Source organism: Enterococcus sp. DIV0175, assembly GCF_050529075.1.
Taxonomy (GTDB): Bacteria; Bacillota; Bacilli; order Lactobacillales; family Enterococcaceae; genus Enterococcus_B; species Enterococcus_B thailandicus.
Map to the genome: position 1 here is coordinate 372,868 of NZ_CP172880.1, position 21,014 is coordinate 393,881.

The following is a 21,014-nucleotide window of genomic DNA, read 5'->3' on the forward strand; positions in this document are numbered from 1 at the left end:
ACACATTATTTGTTCCAGCATTTTTTTGTAAAAAAATTTACTTTTTGACACACAAAAATAAAAAAAGACGTAACTACATGATGAAGGGGATCGAAAGTTGTCAGTTAGAGAGAATAAAGAATGGAGTGTTTTTGATGGAATATGTGGTAGGGATTGATTTAGGAACGAGTTCGTTAAAGGGAATTGTGACAAATAAAGCTGGCAAGGTAATCGCTTGTGCGAGTGAGCATTATTCCTTTTTTCAGAAGCAGACTGGTTGGAGTGAACAAAATTCAGATGATTGGTTCATTGCGTTACAAAAAGTGTTAAGGAAGTTTATAGCAGAAGTAGCAAATTTTAGCGAAAATCTAAAGGGAATAAGTTTTTCAGGACAAATGCACAGCTTAGTATTATTAGATGAAAAGAAGCAGGTATTGCGTCCAGCTATCTTGTGGAATGATGTTCGCACAAGCCGAGAATGTGAACAGATTAAGGACAAACTGGGGGAACAGCTTTTAGAAATTACGAAAAATCAAGTTCTGGAGGGATTCACCCTTCCAAAACTATTATGGGTAAAGAAAAATGAACCAGAAATCTGGTCGAGAGTTCGCCATATTTTATTACCAAAAGATTATCTTAGATATCGATTAACTGGAAAAATGCACATAGATTTTTCAGATGCAGCAGGAACCTTGTTACTGGATCTCGAACGACAAGTTTGGTCAGAAGAAGTGGCAAAAAGTTTTGGCATTCCATTCACATATTTTCCACCATTAGTCGAATCATTAAAGTGTGTTGGGACGTTGTTGCCCGAGTCTTTAGGCGATGTAAAGATTAGTCCAAAAGTAAAAGTTATGGCTGGCGCGGCGGACAACGCTTGTGCAGCGTTAAGTGCGGGGATTTTTTCCTCAGAAAAAGGCTTAGTAAGTATTGGTACGTCGGGCGTATTTTTGACTTGTGGAGAGGGGCAGGAACCAGTCACTGGGGAGCTTCATTGGTTCAATCATGCAGTTCCTGCTAGCTGTTATTTGATGGGTGTTACTTTAGCGGCAGGGTATAGTTTGCAGTGGATGAAACAGACGTTTGCTCAAGAGAAGAGCTTTCCAGAAGCTTTATCAGGAATTGAAAAGGTTTTGCCAGGAGCAAATGGGTTGCTCTTTACTCCATATATTGTTGGAGAAAGGGTACCTTATCCAGATGGACAAATTAGAGGGAGCTTTTTAGGGATTGATACGAAGCATACATTTCCACATTTTATGCGTGCGGTGATAGAAGGTGTTACTTTTTCCTTGAAAGATGTTCAGGTATTGCTTGAAAAAATGCTGCGAAAAACGTTCACTGAAATTATTTCTGTGGGAGGAGGTGCTAAAAATAAAGAATGGGCACAGATTCAAGCGGATGTTTTTGATGCAGAAATTTTTGCCTTGGCTGTTGAAGAAGGACCAAGTATGGGTGCTGCAATGATTGCAGCAGTGGGTGTTGGTTGGTTTGACTCACTGGAAATTTGTGCAAAAAGCTTTGTGAGTTATCACAAAGTAGCAACACCAATCACCGAAAATGTTCGAACCTATCAAAAAATTTATTCGATTTATCAACAAGTTTATGGTCAGACAAAGGTGATAAGTCATGAATTGCGTGCATTTGACGATGAGAATGTGGAAGAAGAATAAAAAAGCAAAAAAAAAGAACCACTCACTTAATTGTGCTCAAAATAAATTGAGTTGAAGAAGAAAATGAGTGTTTCAAATTTTTGAAATTTATTTTGAGCGATCGAAGACTAAGCTTCTCTAATTAGTTCTTTAATGTCTACGTTTTCAGCTACAGGGACGATTTTGTACGTTAATTCATCTGTTTCATCATCATGGATAATATAAATTTGAGAGTCATCTTCTTTGAAATCCCCAAATGAAATCGCTGTATAACGTTGATCGAATAATTCGATTTCTTTGATACATTTTGAAAAAACTTTACGAACATGATGCATTTTTTGAATATGAGCAGTTGCTTTTTCAACAGCTTTCGTCAAAGTATATCCTTCATCTAAGTATTGTTTGATAATTTCAACCTTAGCAACTGTAGGCAAACGATATTTTCTTGGCCCAGTGGAATCGGTTTCGACAGATTGAATAAAACCTTTCGTTTCCCAATAACGCAATTGACGTGGAGAAACACCAACAAGTTCACTAAGTTCACTAATACCAACAAGTAAATGATCATTTTTTAATAGTTCTTTGAGGTGGTTATAAATCATTTTTGTCACTCCTTTTGACCTTCTTCTTTCCTTAATTATACTTTTGTTGACTTTCGTGTCAAGCATGTTGACAAATTATCTGATTAGGAATAAAGTATTCTAGTGATTTCGCAAAAATAATTAGAAAGAAGGAGACACATGAGTAAAAAACAGCCCGTAGATATTTACGGCAAACCATATAACCGCTCATTGTTAGTGGTTGTTTTACTAATTGGTACCTTTTGTACCGTATTGAATCAAACGCTGTTGACAACAGCTTTTCCTACATTGATGAAAGCTTTTGATATTACAGCTTCCGATGTACAGTGGCTAACAACCGGATTCTTATTAGTGAATGGGATCATGATCCCAATTACAGCTTGGCTGATTAACAAGTTCAGCTCAAGAAGCTTATACCTTTCAGCGATGACTGTGTTTTTAATTGGAACGATTACTTGTTATATCGCACCTAACTTTTCAACATTGTTGATTGGTCGCTTAATCCAAGCTGCAGGTGTTGGTGTTTCAATGCCATTATTGCAAAATATTATGTTATCGATATTCCCGCCAGAAAAAAGAGGTTCGGCCATGGGGATGTCTGGAATTGTTATTGGACTTGCACCAGCATTAGGACCAACATTATCCGGTTATATCATTGATAATTACCAATGGCGTGATTTATTTGGAATGATTATTCCAATCGTTCTTTTGGTTTTAGTCTTGGCAATCTTCTTGATGAAGAGCGTAATTCCGTTATCTAATCCAAGTATTGATATACTTTCAGCAATCCTATCAACAATTGGATTTGGTAGCTTGCTTTATGGATTTTCTAGTGTAGGTAATGAAGGTTGGGGAAGTGTCCAAGTAATTGGTTTCTTGATTGTTGGGATAATTTTTATTATCTTATTCTCATTACGTCAGTTACGTCTAGAACATCCATTCTTAGAGCTTCGTGTCTTTAAATCAGCAACTTTCACCATTGCAGCCATTTTAGCTGGTGTAACGAACATGGCGATGGTTGGTGCTGAAATGGTTGTTCCATTATATATTCAAAATATTCGTGGAGAATCAGCCTTCCACTCAGGATTGATGCTACTTCCAGGTGCATTGATCATGGGAGCGATGATGCCAATCACAGGGATGATTTTTGATAAGCATGGTGCGAAACGCTTAGCTATCACGGGTATGTTTATTTTAACTGCTGCCACTGCACCATTTGCATTTTTAACAGAAACAACACCAATTGTTTATATCGTGATTTTATATGCGATTCGGATGTTTGGTATTTCAATGGTTATGATGCCAGTTACAACTTCAGGAATGAATGCTTTACCAAATAATTTGATTAGCCATGGTACGGCAGTTAATAATACATTCCGTCAAATTGCAAGTTCTATTGGGACAGCGATTTTGATTAGTGTCTTGACCAATGTTACAAAAGATAATTTACCTGACAAAGAAATATTAAAAGCAACACCGTTGGCTTATAAAGATCAAGCAATCAATGCAACTTTATCTGGCTATCATGCTGCGTTTGTTGTTGCGATTATTTTTGGAATCATTGGTTTTGTCATTGCTTTCTTCTTAAAGAAAAAAGAACCACTTAAAGAACTTTCAGTGAAGGGGGATCAAGCATGATAATTGGTGTTTTAATTATTAGTTTACTTGCCTTTGCTTTGGTTAATGTTTTTGCCAAAAAAGCATGGCAAACAGTCCTTTCATTAATCTTTGGTGCCGTTTTTGTTGGAGCTTTAGGATTGATTGTAGCGAATGTTTCTAACCATTTTGGAATGGAAAGAGTGACGGAAACAACAACGAAAAAAATTGTTTCTAGTGCTGATTCGGGTGCCAATCTGCTACTTTATAAAGAACTTGGTGATGGCACTGAAAAAATCTACTTGTATAAAACCAAAGACAGTCAGAAAAAACCAACAGCTACTGGAACAGACAATGTAACGAACAAAGTAGAAACAACCACTGGAGCTGCTGAAAAAGTCACAAAAACGACTTACTGGGTATACAAGAACGACCATTATAAATTTTGGTTTAATTTAGCAGATAATAATCACGAATTTGACAAACGCGTCAATACGTTTAAGTTACCAAAAGACTGGATTACTTTAAGTACAGATCAAGCAGAAAAATTAGCTAAACTTTCCAAAGAACGTCAAGGTACCATGGAAAGTGAAGCAAAAGCTTATGTTCAGGACGGCTTGAAACAAGCGATGATGAATAATCCACAAATGAATCAATCTGAGCAAGAGGCGCTAACCAAGAAATTGACAGCTGCTTATCAACAAGAAGCATTTGCCAAATTGATTCAAGAAGTGAAAGAAAAATAAATGACAAAAACAGTTGTTTGACCAACTGTTTGAAAAATAGGCTGGGACCTGTAAAGGTTCTAGTCTATTTTTTTGAGTGATTGTAGGAAGATTTCTAACGTGTTAAACTAGTGTAAGATAGCGCTTTCTTTTTTTGCGGTGTGGGGGATATCTGAAAAAAGATTGGAGGAGTAGTAATGGAAGAACAGATACCGAAAGCAATCAAAGTGGAAAATGTAGCCAATATTTTGAAAGTAGATTTTGATAATGGTCAGACCAAATACCTAAAATCACACTGGGTTGAAGATCTCGGAGATGCTTTCAAACTAAACAGCAAAGGGGTACGTAAAAACCTTTTAGGAACAACGACAAATATGTGGATTGGGAGCAAAGCTGAAATTCGACCAGATGGAACGATTGTGTTGAATGAAACCGATCGCTACACTGCAGAAGAACTTTGGCATAAGGGACAAGATAGTATTCCAAAGCTGTGAATAGTTGAAAAATAAATAAAAAAAGCAGTTGAAATCAGCGCTGATTTCAACTGCTTTTTTGGTTGTAAATATAAGTTGATTATTCAGCACGTAAAGCAATAGCAGCATCTTTTTTAGCTGCCATACGAGCTGGAATGTGTCCGCCAAGCATTGTTAAAATAGTTGAAACAACTACTAAAATCAATGCGTGAACAGGGTTTAGTTGAGCAACATTTTTCAAATCAGTCATGCTATACAAGATACTGTTGATTGGGAATGTAGCTAACCAAGCAATCAAGATTCCTAAAATACCAGAAGAAATCCCTAAGATACAAGTTTCGGCATCAAAGACTCGAGTAATATCTTTTTTACGAGCACCCAAGGCTTTTAACACACCGATTTCTTTTGTTCGTTCAATTACTGAAATATAGGTGATGATACTAATCATAATCATGCTTGTAACCAATGAAATTCCTGCAAAAGCGACTAATACATAAGTGATGGCATCCATCAATCCGCCAGTTAATTCAGTCATCGTACCCGCAAGGTCAGAATAGATGATTTTATCTTCTTCTGATTTCCCTTTGTTGTAGTCATCTAGATAATTAAGAACTTTATCTTTGTCTTCAAAGTTATTTGGATAAATCATAATACTTGATGGTAAGCTGTCGCCACCAAGATAACTAATAAATGTTTCTTTGGCAGAGGCATCTAGTTTTTCAGTGGTCATCACATTTGTATCACTGTCTCGTTGTGCTTTAACGATTTCAGAATCCTTGTTGTTGTTCACGATTTGTGTTGTTAGCTGGTCGCTGTAAGCAATACCTGGAGATAAAAGATTCATTGTTGAAGAAGATTTCACACGTAAAATACCCGCGATTTTTAATTCTTCTGTTGAGTCATTGTACATTTTTTCATAGTCAGAATTCGGAATAAATGTTCCAGTTGGCAATTGTGAGTAGTAATCATTGTTGTTCACTAGTTTTAATGTTGTGCCAATAATTTGATCAAAATCAAATTTTTGATCTTCTTTCACATCAAAACCAAGATTTTTAAGTGCGTTGATATTTGTATTATTGTTTCCATCAACGATCAGAACGACATCAGTTGCTGCACTTGGATAATTACCCGCAAGTAGGGAATAGTTGTCTTTTAAAAAGTTTCCTTTATCAGCTGCTAATTGTGTTGGAAAAGTTGAGACCCCAACGCCAGTCATGGAAGCCATCGTACTTGAGAAAGAAAGTCCATCGTTGTCAGGGTTCGCATTCGAGAAGCTTACTGGTTGAGCTTTTCCATCAATTTCACGAAGCAAATTAATTCCTGTTGAGCGAGTAAAACCAATGTTATTGCTTAGATCAGGATCAATATCATTTACATAATCGACGTATTTTTGATCAATTTTATTTGTGTGTTGAGCTTTATCTTCATCGCTAGTTTTTGCGGTGATTGTTTTTTTGTTTGGATAGTCAGCTTTACTTGCGCCAAGTGCGGCAGAGTTATTTGTTTGACTAGTTGTAACTTTTGAAATCGTAATTGGGAATTTTGACATTGTTTCTGATTGTGTACTATCAATTTGTTTTTGGAAGCCAGTAGACAAGGCTAAGACGATCGCAATCCCAATAATCCCAATACTTGATGCAAAAGAGGTCAAAAATGTTCGCCCTTTTTTTGTTCGGATATTATTGAAAGAAAGTTTTAGGGCTGTCCAAAAACTCATTTTTGTTCGGCGCAAATTGAATTGATCATTTTTTGGTCGCTCAATATGTGGATGAGAGTCTGCCAAAATTTTTCCATCTGAAAATTCAATGATTCGATCAGCGTATTGATTAGCTAGTTCAGGGTTGTGTGTGACCATGATGACTAATTTTTCTTTAGAAAGTTCTCGAATCAATTCCATAATTTGGATACTTGTTTCGGTATCTAGCGCCCCAGTTGGTTCATCACATAATAAAATATCAGGATTATTTGCTAAAGCACGGGCAATTGCTACACGTTGCATTTGACCACCAGAAAGTTGATTTGGTTTTTTGTGCATGTGGGCAGAAAGGCCAACGCGAACCAAAGCATCTTCTGCTTTTTTTCGTTTTTCTTCTTTAGGAACGCCACTTAAAGTCATCCCAAGTTCGACATTTTCAATAATTCCTAAATGTCCAATCAAGTTATAACTTTGGAAAACAAAACCAATCGAATTGTTACGGTAGGCATCCCAGTCACTATCTTTGAAATCTTTTGTTGATTTTCCGTTGATGACCATGTCGCCTGAATCATAATTATCTAATCCACCGATAACGTTCAACATAGTCGTTTTTCCAGAACCACTTGGACCGAGAATCGCGACGAATTCTTTTTGTCTAAAAGCAACGGAAACGCCGTCTAATGCTTTAGTTGTCGTTTCACCAACTTTATAATACTTTTTAATATCTTTTAGTTGTAGCATCTTCATCCTTCTCTCATTAAAAATATTCTGTATAATAACAACTATAACAGAATGATAGTAGAAGTATAATGAATGAATGTTAACTGAATATGAACTGAGTGAAACATTCAAGAAATTTTTTAGAAAAATGAGGAAAAGCGTAATGAACCGACTTTTAGTTGTTGAAGACGATGAAAATTTACAATTATTGTATCAATCGGTGTTAAAACGAGCTGGATTTTCTGTGATCCTCGCATTTAATGGCGAAGATGCGCTGAGAAAACTTGAAAATAATCATGTTGATTTGATTATTACCGATGTGATGATGCCAGCGATGGATGGCTATACACTATTGGATACTTTACGAGGAAGTAATATTGAAACGCCTGTATTAATTATTACTGCAAAGCATGCCTTTGAGGATAAGAAACGTGGGTTTCATTTGGGTGCAGATGATTACATGACGAAACCAGTGGATGTCAATGAAATGGTTTTGCGGGTAGAGGCTTTATTACGTCGAGCAAAAATCAATCATAGTCAACGTCTGATAATTGGTGAGACTTGTTTAGACCAAGAAACATACGAGGTGACATGCAAAGAGGATGCAATGATTTTACCGCAGAAAGAATTTTTATTATTGTATAAATTGTTATCCTATCCTAATAAAATCTTTACGCGCCAACAACTAATGGATGAGATTTGGGGTATTGACACGAATACGGAGGAACGAACGATCGATGTTCATGTGAAACGTTTGCGTACGCGTTTTGAGAACAACCAAGATTTTCAAATTGTGACGATTCGTGGACTCGGATATAAGGCGGTTATCAAAAAATGAAGAAAAAAATATTTTCTCAGCTCTGGATTTATTTTGCATTGATTGTCTTTTTGTCTATTTTAGTGACACTTGCTTGTTTTGTAGGATTAGTTTATTTACTGGCAAATCAACGCTCTTGGACACCGACAGAACGGCCAACGTTGTATCCAATCATGGTTTTAGCTGGCTTTAGTGCAGTAGTTGGTACAGGGATTTCTGCTTTTGTTGGTAGAGGGATCTTGTATCCGATTAGTGAACTACGAAAAAACATGAGCCAAGTAGCAAAGGGTGATTTTACAATTCAGATGAATGAACAACAAAAAGTAGCAGAAGTTCAGCAATTGTATCAAGATTTTAATGTGATGGTACAAGAATTAAATAGTATCGAAACTTTACGTAATGATTTTGTTTCCAATGTTTCACATGAATTCAAGACGCCTTTGTCAACCATTCAAGGATATGTCCAATTATTACAAAATCCTGACCTCTCAGGTGAGGAACGACAGGTATTTTTACAACGAATCATTGAAGGAATCACGCAACTTTCGCAATTAACAGAAAATGTTTTGAAATTAAATAAGCTAGAAAACCAACATACATTGATGGAGAAAAAAGAATTTCGTTTGGACGAACAAATTCGAGAAGTGATTTTATTTTTACAACCAAAATGGGAAAAGGAACAGTTGCAGTTGGATATCCAAATGGAAAAAGTGAAGTATTTTGGAAATGAAGAACTCTTGTATCAAGTTTGGCTAAATATTATGGATAATGCTATCAAATATAATCTTCCTACTGGCAAAATTTCAGTAAAACTAGCGCAAACAAAGGAAGAAGTCGTGCTAGAAGTGACAGATTCTGGGATTGGAATGAATGAAGGAACTGTGACAAAAATTTTTGATAAGTTCTATCAAGGTGATACGAGCCATCAAAATGCAGGGAATGGTTTGGGTCTTTCACTAGTAAAGAAAATTTTAGAATTGCATCAGGGTCGGATTGATTATAGCAGTATTGAAAATGTGGGGACAACGGTGATGATACGTTTGGAGAATACCGAGAAAAATGTTGTGGCGCAAAGCGTTTAGCTTCAAGTAATAAGAAGGCTTTTCTAAAAATAGCTCTCTCTATTTTTATGAAAAGAGGATTTATTGCCAAAGGAACTACTTTGGCAACACAGAAGGTTGTGGCACAAAATGCTTAGCTCCGAACAGATAGCGCACATGGTACAAAAGAGTTAACCAAAAAAGCTCCTCATGATTTTTTATATCAGAGAAGCGAAGAAAAGATACATTATTTTATACAGTTTCTTAGAAGTTGAACAAGAAAGTTAACTTCTAAGAAGCTGTATATTTTGTTTTAAGTATTTCCAAAACGTATTTGAGGCTAAAGAATGTTCACCTTGTTTTCTAGCAAATGCCAGAAAACTTTCTCTGTTTGGTGTGATGGGAACAAGTATTGTATCTTCCTTTAATAGATAATTAACCGTTTTTTCCATCACAATCGAGATGCCCATATCGTTTGCGATCATGTTGAGAATCAAGTCCATTCGAGAACCGTTATAGACAATGTTAGGCTCAAACCCAACTTCGTGGCAAAGATCAATTACGGGCTGATAAAGATTGGTCTGTTGTCCGAGTAATAAAAAGGATTCGTCTTTTAGTTCGCGCAAATTTAATTTTTTAGCTTGTGCTAAAGGATGATGAGCTGGAAGTACGGCAACAAAATAATCTTTTTCGGTTGGAAGCCATTCAAAGTTTGCCGGCGGCTCATGAAAATTTCGACCAAAAATAATTGAGTCAGTTTGCTCAGTTGAATAATAGGGGACTTCTGCACTTTCAACCTCTTTAAGTTGAATTGAAAATTCTGGATGAAGTTTCAAAAATTGGGTGATGTGGCGAAAGCCAGCATAATGAGTCATAGTAGGTATGGTTAAAATGCTTAAAGAAAGATTTTGCTTTTTTGTATGCGTTTCTAGTACATCGTTCATCTCTTGATATTGTTCGACAATTTTTTTTGCATATGGTAGAAGGAGTTTAGCGGCTTCAGTTAACTCGATTTTTCGATGTGTACGATCAAAGAGTTGAACGTCCAGTTCTTTTTCTAAAGCAATGATTTGTTTGGAAATGGTTCCTTGTGTCGTGAAAAGGTGTTCTGCTGTTTTAGTAAAGCTTAATGTTTTTGCTAGATCAAGAAAGACAACAAGTTTTTGAATATTCAAGGAATCCTCTCCTAACTATTCCGTTTACGAATACTTTAACATGAAATTTGAATTGGTTGAATAAAAAAACTTTGATAGACTAAAAAATGCAGCGAAAAGGAACGCTTTTTTGATAAAAGGTAAATGAAGAGCGTTAAAGTCGAAGGGAGTTTTTTTATGCCAACTGGAGTATTGATCAACGTCGGAACAGTCTTTTTTGGCGGACTGTTTGGAGGTTTTTTAGGAGAGAAGCTAAGTAATCGATTTAAAACACAATTGATGATGGTATTTGGTGTCTGTTCAATGGGAATGGGAATTTATTCGATGGGTCCGATGAAAAATATGCCACCTGTCATTTTTGCTTTAGTGATTGGGACAGTGATTGGGCTAGTCATTCATCTGGGCAAGCGAATCGATCAAGGTGCAAATCTGATGCAAAAGCCAATTTCAAAGTTATTTCCTAGTGAAAATTTGGGTTTGTCTCATGAAGAGTTCATTAACACGTTAGTCACGGTGATTGTATTGTTTTGTGCAAGTGGGATGGGGATTTACGGAAGTATTGATTCAGGAATGACCGGAGATAATACAATTTTGATTTCAAAATCAGTTTTAGATTTTTTTACAGCAACGATTTTTGCTTGTAATTTAGGATTTGTAGTTTCCGTCGTTGCAATACCACAATTTATTATTTTTTATGCTTTGTTTTTATTAGCAAAATTCATTTTCCCGATGACCACGCCAGCAATGATTTTGGATTTCAAGGCTTGCGGTGGCTTCTTGATGCTTGCGACGGGTTTTCGAATGATCCATGTCAAGATGTTTCCAGTTGCTGATATGATTCCAGCGATGATTGTAGTGATGCCACTTAGTTGGTTGTGGACGAATATCATTTTGCCACTGCTCTAAAATCTAAAATCAATAAACAATTACAGTAAGAGAGCGCAACTATAACAAATCTAACTTATTTTAAAGTTAAGTGTCCTCAATTCTACACACATCCTATCAGATGAAACTAGAGTTTGTGCCGGTGGCTAGCCAATCAAAAGTGAGAAGAAGCAAAGGTGCGTATTTCCTTGATTCAGAGAAAGGAAATACTTTTTTACCAGTTGAATCAGCTTTAGAGCTAATCGTCGGTTTTTGTGTATTCATCGCGACAATCATTTTTTGGCATCTTAGCTTGGCTAACCAAAATAAAAAAGGAACCAGTCCTCAACCGCGAACATAGAGTGGCTGATTATTTTTTTATTGCTGAACTTGTTGCTGTCTTACATAGTGTTATTGAAGACCGCGATAAAGGTAGTTATTTCCAAGAAATAAGAAGGACTATCCGAAAAGAGTTTCACCCATTTTTGAGCTGGTTTGAGTTATTTCCGAAGGAGTTGCTCTGAGAATAACGTTTATTCGTAAAAAGGGTCGTGACATAAATTCTGTCACGATCCTTTTTTACAAGAAATCTTTAGTTGAAAAACTAAAAGTAATTGTTTTCAGTGCGTTGTTGTATACGGAAATCAATTCTTGAATGTTAAGACTGTTTATTTTTTTGTAGCTGTTGTTTCTTCTTTATCAGGTACTTCTTTTGTGAATGACTGTAAGCTATTTTCAAAGTCTTCATCTTTAATTTTGACATTAGCATTTTTTAACTCTTTGCTGATTGTTGCTTTGATAAATTCAGGATCAGCTAATTTAGCTTTTGTTCCGATTTCTTTTAACTCATCTAAATAGTGGCTTTTGTCAGTTCCTTTGTCTTGATTTTTAAGCATTTTAACAAGGTAATATTCTTTCGCCATTGTTTTTGGATTAGTTGCCGTAATTAGATTTGAGACTTCACCGTCTTTTAACTTGAAGCTTGCATCCTTTACTTCGTTTGCAATCGTTTCGGTTCCGGAGTCAAAGGTCTTTTTTCCTTCATCGTTTTTTACATTTGGTTCTATGGATTTTTCTTTTGCTAATTCAGAAAAATCTCCGTCAGCAGCTAAAGCCTTTTTCACTTCGTTGGCATCCGTTTCACTACGTAACTGAATAAGTTGCGTTTTTACTTCTGGATGGAAGGACGCCCACAATTTTTGTAGATCCTCATCTTTTAGTTCGACATTTTTTTCTAGTCCTTTTTTGTATGCCAATTGTTGTCTAATTTCTTCTTTAAATGTTTTCTCAGTAAAGCCAGCTTGCTTTAGCTGTGCTTCAAAATAGTCACCTAAACTGTCTTTTGTTTTATCAAATTCAGCGTCAATTTCTTTGGTAGATAAGGTAGCCCCATACTTATTGTCGAAGATTTGATAAACAACTAACTGCTGAACAGCTGCATCAGCTCCTTGAATTTTTTTTAAATGATTAAAAATGTCTTTTTCTGAGATAGTTCCACCTTTGAAACTAATAGCCGTTTGGTTTTCGGGATTCGCTGTGCAGGCAGCCAAGAAGAACAGGCTGATGAAGATAGGTAGGAATAAGCTTGTTTTTTTCACGGAATAATGTCCTCCAAATTTTTTAGTGAAGGCAGGAAGTGAATTAGGAACTAGAGAATGATTCATTTTTTATGCTTCCTCTTCAACTAAGTAGTTATAAATAAATGCTCATTTCGACCGTACCATTAAAAGTTAGCATAAACCACTTTCAATTTTGTAATGTAGCTTTGAAGGTGGTCTCTTGAAAAATTTTTTTGTAGACAATTTTTTGTGATCAAGAAGTTACATGACGAATGAAGAAATGTGTATCACTATATTTCTTGAGAGCAAGATTCTTCTGTGCTCGGATGTTGTTTTTCTAAAATAAACTTTATGATCTATTGTCTTAACTATATTATATCTGATATAATATAGTGGAATTAAAAATATTGTAAAAGAAGGTGGCGCTATGCATATTCAAATTCCAACGGTTCTTCTTGATGGAACTGTGTTAGCAGCATTAAGCCGAGAAGATATGTATGGATACGCACTAACAAAAATTGTGCAAGAAAGTTTATCAATTAGTGAATCTACCATGTATCCCGTGTTAAGAAGGTTGAAACAAGAAGGGTATCTAGAAACCTATGATGAACCATTCGAAGGTCGAAATCGAAGATATTATCGTTTAACACCAATCGGACATACACATTTGGAAGAAATTATTGATGAATGGATTGTTTTTCGAGACTCTTTAGATCGGTTATTGGAGGATAATAGACATGAATGAATACTTAAGTGAGGTCTTAAATGAACTTCAAGAAATTCCTGAAGCTGACCGTTTTGATTTGATCCAATATTACGAAGAATATTTTTTGGATTCAGGTAAGACAGTTGATGAAATTTTAGAAGAATATGGTACACCTAAACAGTTTGCGTTGAAGTTAAAAATCAATTATTTTTCGGAAGCAGATGATTTAGGGCAAGAAGAGGTACAACAAAGTAGTCCAAAAAGACAAATGCGTTTGATTTGGTTAATTGTACTTGGATTATTTGCATCGCCAATCTTGATTCCATTAGCATTGTTATTTGTTGCTGTATTGGTTGGTTTGATCATCGCATTATTCGCAGTTATTTTTAGTATCTATGTTGTTTGTATTGTGATTTTAGGAGTAGGCGTGGTTATGACGTTAGCAGGACTGATGGTTTTGGGACAATCGATTGTCAGTGGCTTATTCTTCGTTGGACTAGGTTTGTTTGCGACTGGTGCAGCCATCTTTTTCACTCCGATTTTAGTGAGATTAACAAAATGGTTAGCCCAGTTGATTATGCGTTTTGTTAAATGGGTCGGACGTCGGTTTGTTACTAGACGTGGTCTTCATCCAACACATGATGGGAATGAGAGGTGAGTAAAATGAAACTAAAACACTTTTTATTGATTGGTACAGGTTTTATGTTATTTGGTGGAATTCTGGTAGCAGGAACGTACACTGCAGGAGCACAAAAAACAATCGTTTGGGAAAATGGACCTAAACTATTGGATATGAAAGAACATACGGAAAAATTTAAGGCGAATGAAATCAAAAACTTAGTTATCCAAGCAGAAAATCAAGAGATCAATATCAGACAAGGATTGGATTTTGAAGTTACGACGCAATATGAAAAGTCGGATGAACCAAAAGTTGTTCTCAAAGATCAAACTCTGTCGATTCGAGCAAAAGGAAAACAAGAATATCCAATGCAAATTAGTTTAGAAGATACTCATCCAGAAATAACAATTACGGTACCAAAAGAAATCTCATTAAGTGATATTACGATTGAAAGCAGCAATAATCGCTTAACGATGACAGATATTACAACTAAAAATTTAGCGGTTGACTCATATTCAGATAGCTGGTTGAGTTTTATTGGTTTAAAAACAGATTCAGTGACAGTCAAAGACCGATTTAGCTCTGTTGATTTCAGTCGATTAAAGGCTAAAAAAGGAAACTTTACTGGTGAGGGAAGTAATTTTTACTTTTATGACAGTGCGTTGACAGACTCAAGTACGATTGTTGCTAAAAATGGTTCTGTTCGATTGAATGACGTCGATGTTCCTGGGTATCAATTGACACTTGCGGGAGATTCAACTTTCCAAGTAAACAATGAAACACGTGAAGGCTCTTCTTTTGAAAAAGGAAATTCGAAAAAAGGACTAACGATTGAAGGTAAAGATACATTTATTGAATGGATGGATGAAAAATACCAAAATTCGATGAGTGAACAGATGGACGAAATGGATGACATGGACGATATGGGGGATCATATGGATCAACAAATGGATCACATGGATAACCATATGGAAGATGAAACTGAATAGAATTTCCGAAAAATGGTATTGAGACAGTTTTTTTGTTTCAATATCATTTTTTGTTTCGCTTAAGTTGTTTTCTTATAGTAAGATAGGTATAGACAAATGAGATGTTGAAACTTAGCAAAAGAATTAGGGTGGGGAAAATGAAAACAGAAGATGTTCAGCGAGAACAACTACGAGAAAAAATGCTTGAGTTACACGCGCAATTAAAATCATTGAACGAATTGTATTATGATGATGACAATGAAAAAGTAGCGATTGAGTATCCCAAAAATTCAGAAGGCCGTCAGTTAGAACAAGTACATAATGAAATGTTTCGCCATTTAATGAAAGTGAAAAAGGAGATGGATTATTACTCTTTGCCAATCACAGATACTGGTGTTTTACAATATGATGCTAGTAAAGAACGCTTTATTTTTAAGTCTGTCCGAAAAAATATTGTTCTTAATGCGGGAATGGATTTGGAAATTTTAGTTGAAGATTACTTTACAGAACAAAAACACTGGGTCAGAACTCGATTGGAGTATTTGCCGAAAGCTGCTGGCGGAACGCACTCAACGGGGTGGTTCATCAGCGAAGATAAAGATTTGGAATTAGAAGGTGCATTAGCAAGACTGAGAATAACGGAATAGTCAGTAAAGAAAGTTGATGCTATTGTGCAGAAGGAGGAGAGATTTTGAAAATGAATGAGAAAAAAGCACTCTATATCAATGGGTATATTGGCTTAGTTGGTGTCATTGTTTTAGCAATCATGGGTGCCATTTTATTCTATTTTGGAACGGTAGCAACTAGTCCAGCATTAATAATTATGAGTGTCATTTTGTGGGGAATTGCTTGTTTATTAGTTAGTTCAGCAACTGTGGTCAGTCCAAATCAATCAAAAGCTATTTTGCTTTTTGGTAATTATTTAGGAACAATTAAAGAGAATGGTTTTTTTCTAACGGTTCCGTTAACCAATAAAATCAACGTATCACTTAAAGTTCGAAATTTTAACAGTTCTGTTTTAAAAGTAAATGACTTAGATGGAAATCCAATTGAGATTTCTGCTGTTGTCGTTTTTAAAGTAGTCGATACGGCGAAAGCTTTGTTTGATGTTGCTTATTATCAAGACTTTGTGGAAATCCAAAGTGAAACAGCTGTTCGTCATATTGCAAGTCAATATCCATATGATACTTTCAATGATACTGATATTACTTTACGTGGAAATACGACCGAAGTTTCAGATAAATTAGCAACAGAACTTCAAGAACGTCTAGCTGTTGCCGGAGTTGAAGTCATCGAAGCACGATTGAATCATTTAGCTTATGCAACTGAAATTGCGAGTGCCATGTTGCAAAGACAGCAAGCAAAAGCAATTCTTTCTGCACGTCAAACAATCGTTGAAGGTGCGGTAACAATGACTCAAATGGCACTGGAACAAATTGAAGCGGGTCAAGAAATCAACTTTACGGACGACCGCAAAGTTCAACTAATCAATAACTTGTTAGTCTCGATTATTACGGATAAAGGAACGCAGCCGGTGATTAACACAGGGGATTTAACTGACCGAAAATAAACAATGATTGAAAGTAAAAAAACAAAGAGAGTGGGGCGGTTTGCCTCACTCTCTTTGTTTTGAAGAAAGTTCATTATCAGGTCGAAAGGCCTTCTTTGACACGTGCTAACAATATTGAAAGATGACTGATAGAGGAATCTAAGGCATGTTCGTTTTTTTTTTTCTATACTTAGTTCATCAAGTTAAAAGAGAGGGCAAAATGATGAAAAAATTTTTGATTGGCTTATTGATTGTCGCTGGTATCGGAGTCGCTGGTTTGAAAATAGCGGATGCCGTAGTTTTAGGTGGCGATGACTATTATGTACAAATTACGACAAACGGTGAAAAATTAGTTCAAAAAGATGATAAAAATCAAGAAGTGATTACTTATCAATACACTTTGCCAGGCTTTAACAAAGAAGGCGCAGAAAAAGAATTAGAATTTGAGGGCATGCAAACACGTCCGTTGCGAAAAAATGCGTATCTTAAAGTAGTCTGGAATAAAAATAAAGGTGTAACTGGTTATGAAGAAGTTGAAAAATCAGCAATACCTAAAGCAGCACAAGAAAAATTAACTAAAGGGTAGGCGCAAAAATGGAAAAAATTGTTGAAATTCAAGACGTAACAAAAGTATATGGAAAAAATAATGAAAAGAAAACAACAGCTTTAGATGGCATTTCATTTTCAGTAGAAAAAGGTGAATTTATCGGAATCATGGGAGCATCTGGTTCTGGTAAATCAACTTTGTTGAATATTTTATCTACTTTAGATAAACCAACAGATGGTCACATTCGAATCAATCAAAAAGACGTAACTACTTTAAAAGGGAATCAACTAGCTGATTTTCGTGCCAAAGAAATTGGATTCATTTTCCAAGACTTCAATTTATTGGAAAACTTAACAGCACAAGAAAATATTGCAGTACCATTATCTTTGCAAGGTGTTCGTCCAAAAGAAATCAAGCAAAGAGTCAAACAAATTGCAGAACGTTTATCAATCAGCCATATTTTAGACAGCTATCCTTCAGCTATTTCTGGTGGACAAAAACAACGTGTAGCGGCTGCTAGAGCATTGATTACCCAACCAACGATTCTATTAGGTGACGAGCCAACCGGAGCGTTAGATTCCAAGAGTGCGCGGGATCTATTAGATACAATGGATGAATTGAACCAAAAAGATAACGTTTCTATTTTACTCGTAACACATGATCCTTTTTCAGCAAGTTATTGTCAACGAATTTTATTTATCAAAGATGGCGGAATCCATCAAGAAGTTAAACGAGGCGATCAAAGTCGTGAAGCATTTTATCGTCAAATTTTAACTATCCTAGGAAATTTGGAACAGTAAGGGGGAGAGAATATGCTTTGGAAACTATCACTTACTGGTATTAAGAGTCGCTTGCGAGATTATCTTGTCCTATTTTCAGGATTAGTTATGGCATCAGCAATTTTTTACATGTTTGAGTCAATGGCAAGTAATGAAGCCTTTCTAACAAGTAATTCAACGATTTCATCAACAGTCATTATCTTTCGACTAGGCTCAGTATTATTGAGTATTATCACTTTTGTCTATATCCTGTATGCTAATTCATTTTTGATGACGATGCGTCAAAAAGATTATGCGATGTTTATGATGCTAGGTGCTAAGGGTCGAAAAATTGCGCAAATGATTTTTTCAGAAACCTTTATTGTGGGGATTTTGGCAACATTGGTTGGCTCAGTTGTTGGAATGGGATTGACTAGTATTGTTAGTCATTTATTAGTCCAACAATTAAATATAAAAATCTCTCATTTTTCACCATTTAGCGTTCATGGATTGTTGATTACGATTGTGTTCTTCTCTATTTTATTTTTATTAGCAGCCATTGTTAATGCATTTTCAATCGTTAAAAAACCAATCTTAACATTGATTCGTGCGGATCAAACTCCGACACAAATGAAGCAACATAAGTTTTTATTTTTCCTTGAAGTTGTGTTGGGGATTGCCAGCTTAACATGTGGCTATTACATGATGCAAAACTTAGAAAAATTCCAGTTGTTTGGAATCGTCATTGCTTTGGTTACGATTGTTTTAGGGACGTATTTTATTTTCCATTCGGTCATTATCTTCTGTTTATCATTACTGAAAAAAGCAGATGGTATCGCATTAAGAAAGCTGAATAATTTTACTTTATCACAGTTAAGTTTTCGAATTCGCGAATATACACAAATGCTTTCGATGGTAGCAATGTTGTTTGCTTTAGCATTAGGTGCGCTCACTGTCGGTTTGGGCTTCAAAAATGAAATTTCAAAAATGACAAATAGCTTTACTGTTTATGATGTCGTGTTGAACAACGCGCAAAAAATTGATCAACAAGAGGTTGCAAAACTAGATCCTAAAGTGAATGCTTCTTATACGCAAAAAGAAGATGAACAAACCATTTACTATCTTTCTGAACAATTTGAGCAAACGCCATTTATTGTGAAAGAAGGAATGAATGGCGATAGAAATATCAAACCAAAGAACAAAGAAATTACAGCAACACAATTGGCTCAAGAGCTTACTTTACAAGATAGTTTACGGGAGTATGAGTTGCCTGAACAGCAACCAAAAGAAATAAAATTGGTTTCACAAGAAGAATTCAGTCAGTTGAATTTACCTGAAACGACTTTACAACTTATTCAAGTAACAGATTTTGACAAGCAATTGAGTAACCTTGAAAAACTGGTAGCGGAAAATAAAGCAAATAATGAAGAACTAAAAAACGTTGACTACAGCTTTACGCAAAAAGCAGATGTTTACAATACGTTTAACAGTATGTTTTCAGGATTTGAATTTATGGGCTTCTTCTTAGGCTTAGCTTTCTTGACAATGTTAGCAAGTTGTTTGATGTTCAAGATTCTTTCTGGAAGTAAGAGCGATCAAGTGCGTTATGAAATGTTACAAAAAATTGGTACACGTCAAGGGTTACTAACACAATCGATTCGCCGAGAAATTGGTGTCTTATTCTTAGCACCAGGACTTTTAGGTGTCGTTCACGTCCTATTCGGCTTACAAATGTTCAAATTATTGATGAGTGATCCTTACGATAATTTGTGGTTGCCATTTACAATTTTCTTTGTCTTATACTTTGTTTATTATGTAATAACGACATGGTTGTATACGGGAATCGTATTGAAAAAGAAAGCATAAAAAACAGGAAGAGGACTAACATGCGCGCGCATGTTAGTCCTCTATTTTTTGCGGATTTGCTTTCTGACCTAAAAAAAACGGAACAACTACTTTTTGTGTATATCTTTGTTTTTTTTTACAAAAAAATCATGTTGCACGTCCTACAATTGCTTGCTGTTCTAATAATTCCATAATAGATTCCAGTGAAAGATTGGTGTGCTGTTTCTGACTAGCTCGTTTTCGATAAGCAGTTGGTGTTTCACCAGTCTTTTTTTTAAAGATTCGGCTAAAGACAACTAAGCTATGAAAGCCGGACTGAAAAGCAATATTTTCAACGGAATCATCTGACATCAACAATAAAAAAGCAGCACGATTGATTCGGATACCTAATAACCATTCTTTGACACTTACCCCAATGTTTTCATGGAAGGTACGGGAGAGGTGGCTACGGTTGACCGATAATGCGTCAGCAACTTCTTGGATAGTGAGTTCCTCTGTTGCATGGGCTTGAATGTATTCGATTGCTTCAATCGTTAAACGTGAAATATTTTGAGGTGTGCTTAAGTGATTTTTTCCACCATCTACTAGTAATTTTTCAAAAAAGCGATACAGCAATGCATTCAATTTGATTTCATTTAGTAGCGTGTCTGGCGCATAATCAAAACAAGCTAAAATCAATTGACTATAGTCAACTAACTGATTTGAGCGAAACGTATACTCATTTTCTTTAAAAGGGGAATGCTTAATCAATTCCTCTGCTTCTTTTCCACCAAAGGAAAGCCAAGCGTAGACCCAAGGATTGGTTACATCAGAGCGATAAAAAGTTTGATCGCCTGGACGAATGAGAAATAAATCTCCTTTTTTTAAATGATACTTTTGCTGATTGACCGAGTACACACCCTCACCATCCAAGATGATATGTAGAACAAAATGTTGTCGGATAGCTGGTCCAAAAGAGTGAAAAGGCATGGTTTTAGAAAATCCACAAAAATTAAAGTAAAGTTCACTTGATAAAAAATGATGTTCTTTTCGTAAAAATACAGTTTGTTCCATCTGCTCAGCCCCTTTTCTTCAAGGTACGCTTACTCGGAAAAAAATGCAACAAAAAGTTAAATTTGTATCACATGATAGTAATAAAAAGAAAGCGATTACTTGATATAATGAATGAG

The 21,014-nt window shown here is 35.7% G+C and carries 20 protein-coding genes; 15 read left to right on the forward strand and 5 right to left on the reverse strand.

Annotation, left to right across the window (positions count from 1 at the left end; genetic code table 11):
• Nucleotides 1–134: 134 nt before the first annotated feature.
• Nucleotides 135–1,649: a xylulokinase gene (gene xylB / locus IGJ76_RS01830; protein WP_067481427.1), complete on the forward strand. Its 1,515-nt coding sequence runs from the start codon at nucleotides 135–137 to the stop codon at nucleotides 1,647–1,649.
• A 107-nt stretch (nucleotides 1,650–1,756) separates the two neighbouring features.
• Here the strand turns inward: xylB and IGJ76_RS01835 are convergent, their stop codons facing one another.
• Entirely contained in the window at nucleotides 1,757–2,230 is a 474-nt protein-coding gene (locus tag IGJ76_RS01835; RefSeq protein ID WP_067481425.1) for a MerR family transcriptional regulator, read from the reverse strand.
• Nucleotides 2,231–2,368: 138 nt separating this feature from the next.
• Here IGJ76_RS01835 and IGJ76_RS01840 point away from each other — a divergent pair, with 138 nt between their 5' ends.
• The 3 genes from IGJ76_RS01840 to IGJ76_RS01850 all read left to right on the forward strand — a co-directional run bounded on the left by IGJ76_RS01840 (nucleotide 2,369) and on the right by IGJ76_RS01850 (nucleotide 5,024).
• Nucleotides 2,369–3,847 carry an MDR family MFS transporter gene (locus tag IGJ76_RS01840; protein WP_067481423.1) on the forward strand — a complete coding sequence of 493 codons (1,479 nt, stop codon included), beginning with the start codon at nucleotides 2,369–2,371 and terminating at the stop codon, nucleotides 3,845–3,847.
• Complete coding sequence (locus IGJ76_RS01845; protein ID WP_067481421.1) at nucleotides 3,844–4,551, forward strand: DUF4811 domain-containing protein; 708 nt, start codon at nucleotides 3,844–3,846, stop codon at nucleotides 4,549–4,551. The genes IGJ76_RS01840 and IGJ76_RS01845 overlap by 4 nt, the downstream gene beginning before the upstream one ends.
• A gap of 176 nt (nucleotides 4,552–4,727) precedes the next feature.
• On the forward strand, nucleotides 4,728–5,024 hold the full coding sequence (locus IGJ76_RS01850; protein WP_067481419.1) for a hypothetical protein: 297 nt from the start codon (nucleotides 4,728–4,730) through the stop codon (nucleotides 5,022–5,024).
• 79 nt (nucleotides 5,025–5,103) lie between these two features.
• Here IGJ76_RS01850 and IGJ76_RS01855 read toward each other — a convergent pair whose 3' ends face one another.
• Complete coding sequence (locus IGJ76_RS01855) at nucleotides 5,104–7,440, reverse strand: ATP-binding cassette domain-containing protein (RefSeq protein ID WP_430596699.1); 2,337 nt, start codon at nucleotides 7,438–7,440, stop codon at nucleotides 5,104–5,106.
• 142 nt (nucleotides 7,441–7,582) lie between these two features.
• Here IGJ76_RS01855 and IGJ76_RS01860 point away from each other — a divergent pair, with 142 nt between their 5' ends.
• Nucleotides 7,583–8,257 (forward strand): response regulator transcription factor, encoded by a 675-nt coding sequence (locus tag IGJ76_RS01860; protein ID WP_067481415.1) that lies wholly within the window; start codon nucleotides 7,583–7,585, stop codon nucleotides 8,255–8,257.
• A complete protein-coding gene (locus tag IGJ76_RS01865) occupies nucleotides 8,254–9,318 on the forward strand; it encodes a HAMP domain-containing sensor histidine kinase (protein ID WP_067481413.1) in 1,065 nt (354 codons plus the stop codon). Before IGJ76_RS01860 ends, IGJ76_RS01865 begins: the two co-directional genes overlap by 4 nt.
• 242 nt (nucleotides 9,319–9,560) lie before the next feature.
• On the opposite strand, the gene IGJ76_RS01870 is transcribed toward IGJ76_RS01865, so the two are convergent.
• Nucleotides 9,561–10,451, reverse strand: a complete 891-nt coding sequence (locus tag IGJ76_RS01870) for a LysR family transcriptional regulator (protein WP_067481411.1) — start codon at nucleotides 10,449–10,451, stop codon at nucleotides 9,561–9,563.
• A 156-nt stretch (nucleotides 10,452–10,607) separates the two neighbouring features.
• Between IGJ76_RS01870 and IGJ76_RS01875 the strand changes: the two genes are divergently transcribed.
• A complete protein-coding gene (locus IGJ76_RS01875; protein WP_067481408.1) occupies nucleotides 10,608–11,336 on the forward strand; it encodes a DUF554 domain-containing protein in 729 nt (242 codons plus the stop codon).
• 626 nt (nucleotides 11,337–11,962) lie between these two features.
• On the opposite strand, the gene IGJ76_RS01880 is transcribed toward IGJ76_RS01875, so the two are convergent.
• Nucleotides 11,963–12,892: a peptidylprolyl isomerase gene (locus IGJ76_RS01880; RefSeq protein ID WP_256924722.1), complete on the reverse strand. Its 930-nt coding sequence runs from the start codon at nucleotides 12,890–12,892 to the stop codon at nucleotides 11,963–11,965.
• Nucleotides 12,893–13,280: 388 nt separating this feature from the next.
• On the opposite strand from IGJ76_RS01880, the gene IGJ76_RS01885 reads away from it, so the two are divergent.
• From IGJ76_RS01885 to IGJ76_RS01920, 8 genes are all read left to right on the forward strand, one after another.
• Nucleotides 13,281–13,598, forward strand: coding sequence for a PadR family transcriptional regulator (locus IGJ76_RS01885; protein ID WP_067481404.1), 318 nt, complete (start codon nucleotides 13,281–13,283; stop codon nucleotides 13,596–13,598).
• Nucleotides 13,591–14,217, forward strand: coding sequence for a DUF1700 domain-containing protein (locus IGJ76_RS01890; protein WP_067481402.1), 627 nt, complete (start codon nucleotides 13,591–13,593; stop codon nucleotides 14,215–14,217). Before IGJ76_RS01885 ends, IGJ76_RS01890 begins: the two co-directional genes overlap by 8 nt.
• A 5-nt stretch (nucleotides 14,218–14,222) precedes the next feature.
• On the forward strand, nucleotides 14,223–15,167 hold the full coding sequence (locus IGJ76_RS01895; RefSeq protein ID WP_067481400.1) for a DUF4097 family beta strand repeat-containing protein: 945 nt from the start codon (nucleotides 14,223–14,225) through the stop codon (nucleotides 15,165–15,167).
• Nucleotides 15,168–15,304: 137 nt separating this feature from the next.
• Nucleotides 15,305–15,793 carry a DUF5348 domain-containing protein gene (locus IGJ76_RS01900; protein WP_067481398.1) on the forward strand — a complete coding sequence of 163 codons (489 nt, stop codon included), beginning with the start codon at nucleotides 15,305–15,307 and terminating at the stop codon, nucleotides 15,791–15,793.
• 50 nt (nucleotides 15,794–15,843) lie between these two features.
• Nucleotides 15,844–16,716, forward strand: a complete 873-nt coding sequence (locus tag IGJ76_RS01905; RefSeq protein WP_067481510.1) for an SPFH domain-containing protein — start codon at nucleotides 15,844–15,846, stop codon at nucleotides 16,714–16,716.
• 202 nt (nucleotides 16,717–16,918) lie between these two features.
• Complete coding sequence (locus IGJ76_RS01910; RefSeq protein WP_067481508.1) at nucleotides 16,919–17,281, forward strand: YxeA family protein; 363 nt, start codon at nucleotides 16,919–16,921, stop codon at nucleotides 17,279–17,281.
• Nucleotides 17,282–17,289: 8 nt separating this feature from the next.
• Nucleotides 17,290–18,042 carry an ABC transporter ATP-binding protein gene (locus tag IGJ76_RS01915; protein ID WP_067481396.1) on the forward strand — a complete coding sequence of 251 codons (753 nt, stop codon included), beginning with the start codon at nucleotides 17,290–17,292 and terminating at the stop codon, nucleotides 18,040–18,042.
• Between the two features lie 12 nt (nucleotides 18,043–18,054).
• On the forward strand, nucleotides 18,055–19,866 hold the full coding sequence (locus IGJ76_RS01920; protein ID WP_067481394.1) for an FtsX-like permease family protein: 1,812 nt from the start codon (nucleotides 18,055–18,057) through the stop codon (nucleotides 19,864–19,866).
• 126 nt (nucleotides 19,867–19,992) lie between these two features.
• On the opposite strand, the gene IGJ76_RS01925 is transcribed toward IGJ76_RS01920, so the two are convergent.
• A complete protein-coding gene (locus IGJ76_RS01925; RefSeq protein ID WP_067481391.1) occupies nucleotides 19,993–20,898 on the reverse strand; it encodes an AraC family transcriptional regulator in 906 nt (301 codons plus the stop codon).
• Between the last annotated feature and the right edge of the window lie 116 nt (nucleotides 20,899–21,014).

What these genes read in the sequence shown, in the direction of transcription:
- xylB (WP_067481427.1), top strand. Translation starts at nt 135, where the DNA reads ATGGAATATGTGGTAGGGATTGATTTAGGAACGAGTTCGTTAAAGGGA.
- IGJ76_RS01835 (WP_067481425.1), bottom strand. Translation starts at nt 2,230, where the DNA reads ATGATTTATAACCACCTCAAAGAACTATTAAAAAATGATCATTTACTT.
- IGJ76_RS01840 (WP_067481423.1), top strand. Translation starts at nt 2,369, where the DNA reads ATGAGTAAAAAACAGCCCGTAGATATTTACGGCAAACCATATAACCGC.
- IGJ76_RS01845 (WP_067481421.1), top strand. Translation starts at nt 3,844, where the DNA reads ATGATAATTGGTGTTTTAATTATTAGTTTACTTGCCTTTGCTTTGGTT.
- IGJ76_RS01850 (WP_067481419.1), top strand. Translation starts at nt 4,728, where the DNA reads ATGGAAGAACAGATACCGAAAGCAATCAAAGTGGAAAATGTAGCCAAT.
- IGJ76_RS01855 (WP_430596699.1), bottom strand. Translation starts at nt 7,440, where the DNA reads ATGCTACAACTAAAAGATATTAAAAAGTATTATAAAGTTGGTGAAACG.
- IGJ76_RS01860 (WP_067481415.1), top strand. Translation starts at nt 7,583, where the DNA reads ATGAACCGACTTTTAGTTGTTGAAGACGATGAAAATTTACAATTATTG.
- IGJ76_RS01865 (WP_067481413.1), top strand. Translation starts at nt 8,254, where the DNA reads ATGAAGAAAAAAATATTTTCTCAGCTCTGGATTTATTTTGCATTGATT.
- IGJ76_RS01875 (WP_067481408.1), top strand. Translation starts at nt 10,608, where the DNA reads ATGCCAACTGGAGTATTGATCAACGTCGGAACAGTCTTTTTTGGCGGA.
- IGJ76_RS01885 (WP_067481404.1), top strand. Translation starts at nt 13,281, where the DNA reads ATGCATATTCAAATTCCAACGGTTCTTCTTGATGGAACTGTGTTAGCA.
- IGJ76_RS01890 (WP_067481402.1), top strand. Translation starts at nt 13,591, where the DNA reads ATGAATGAATACTTAAGTGAGGTCTTAAATGAACTTCAAGAAATTCCT.
- IGJ76_RS01895 (WP_067481400.1), top strand. Translation starts at nt 14,223, where the DNA reads ATGAAACTAAAACACTTTTTATTGATTGGTACAGGTTTTATGTTATTT.
- IGJ76_RS01900 (WP_067481398.1), top strand. Translation starts at nt 15,305, where the DNA reads ATGAAAACAGAAGATGTTCAGCGAGAACAACTACGAGAAAAAATGCTT.
- IGJ76_RS01905 (WP_067481510.1), top strand. Translation starts at nt 15,844, where the DNA reads ATGAATGAGAAAAAAGCACTCTATATCAATGGGTATATTGGCTTAGTT.
- IGJ76_RS01910 (WP_067481508.1), top strand. Translation starts at nt 16,919, where the DNA reads ATGAAAAAATTTTTGATTGGCTTATTGATTGTCGCTGGTATCGGAGTC.
- IGJ76_RS01915 (WP_067481396.1), top strand. Translation starts at nt 17,290, where the DNA reads ATGGAAAAAATTGTTGAAATTCAAGACGTAACAAAAGTATATGGAAAA.
- IGJ76_RS01920 (WP_067481394.1), top strand. Translation starts at nt 18,055, where the DNA reads ATGCTTTGGAAACTATCACTTACTGGTATTAAGAGTCGCTTGCGAGAT.
- IGJ76_RS01925 (WP_067481391.1), bottom strand. Translation starts at nt 20,898, where the DNA reads ATGGAACAAACTGTATTTTTACGAAAAGAACATCATTTTTTATCAAGT.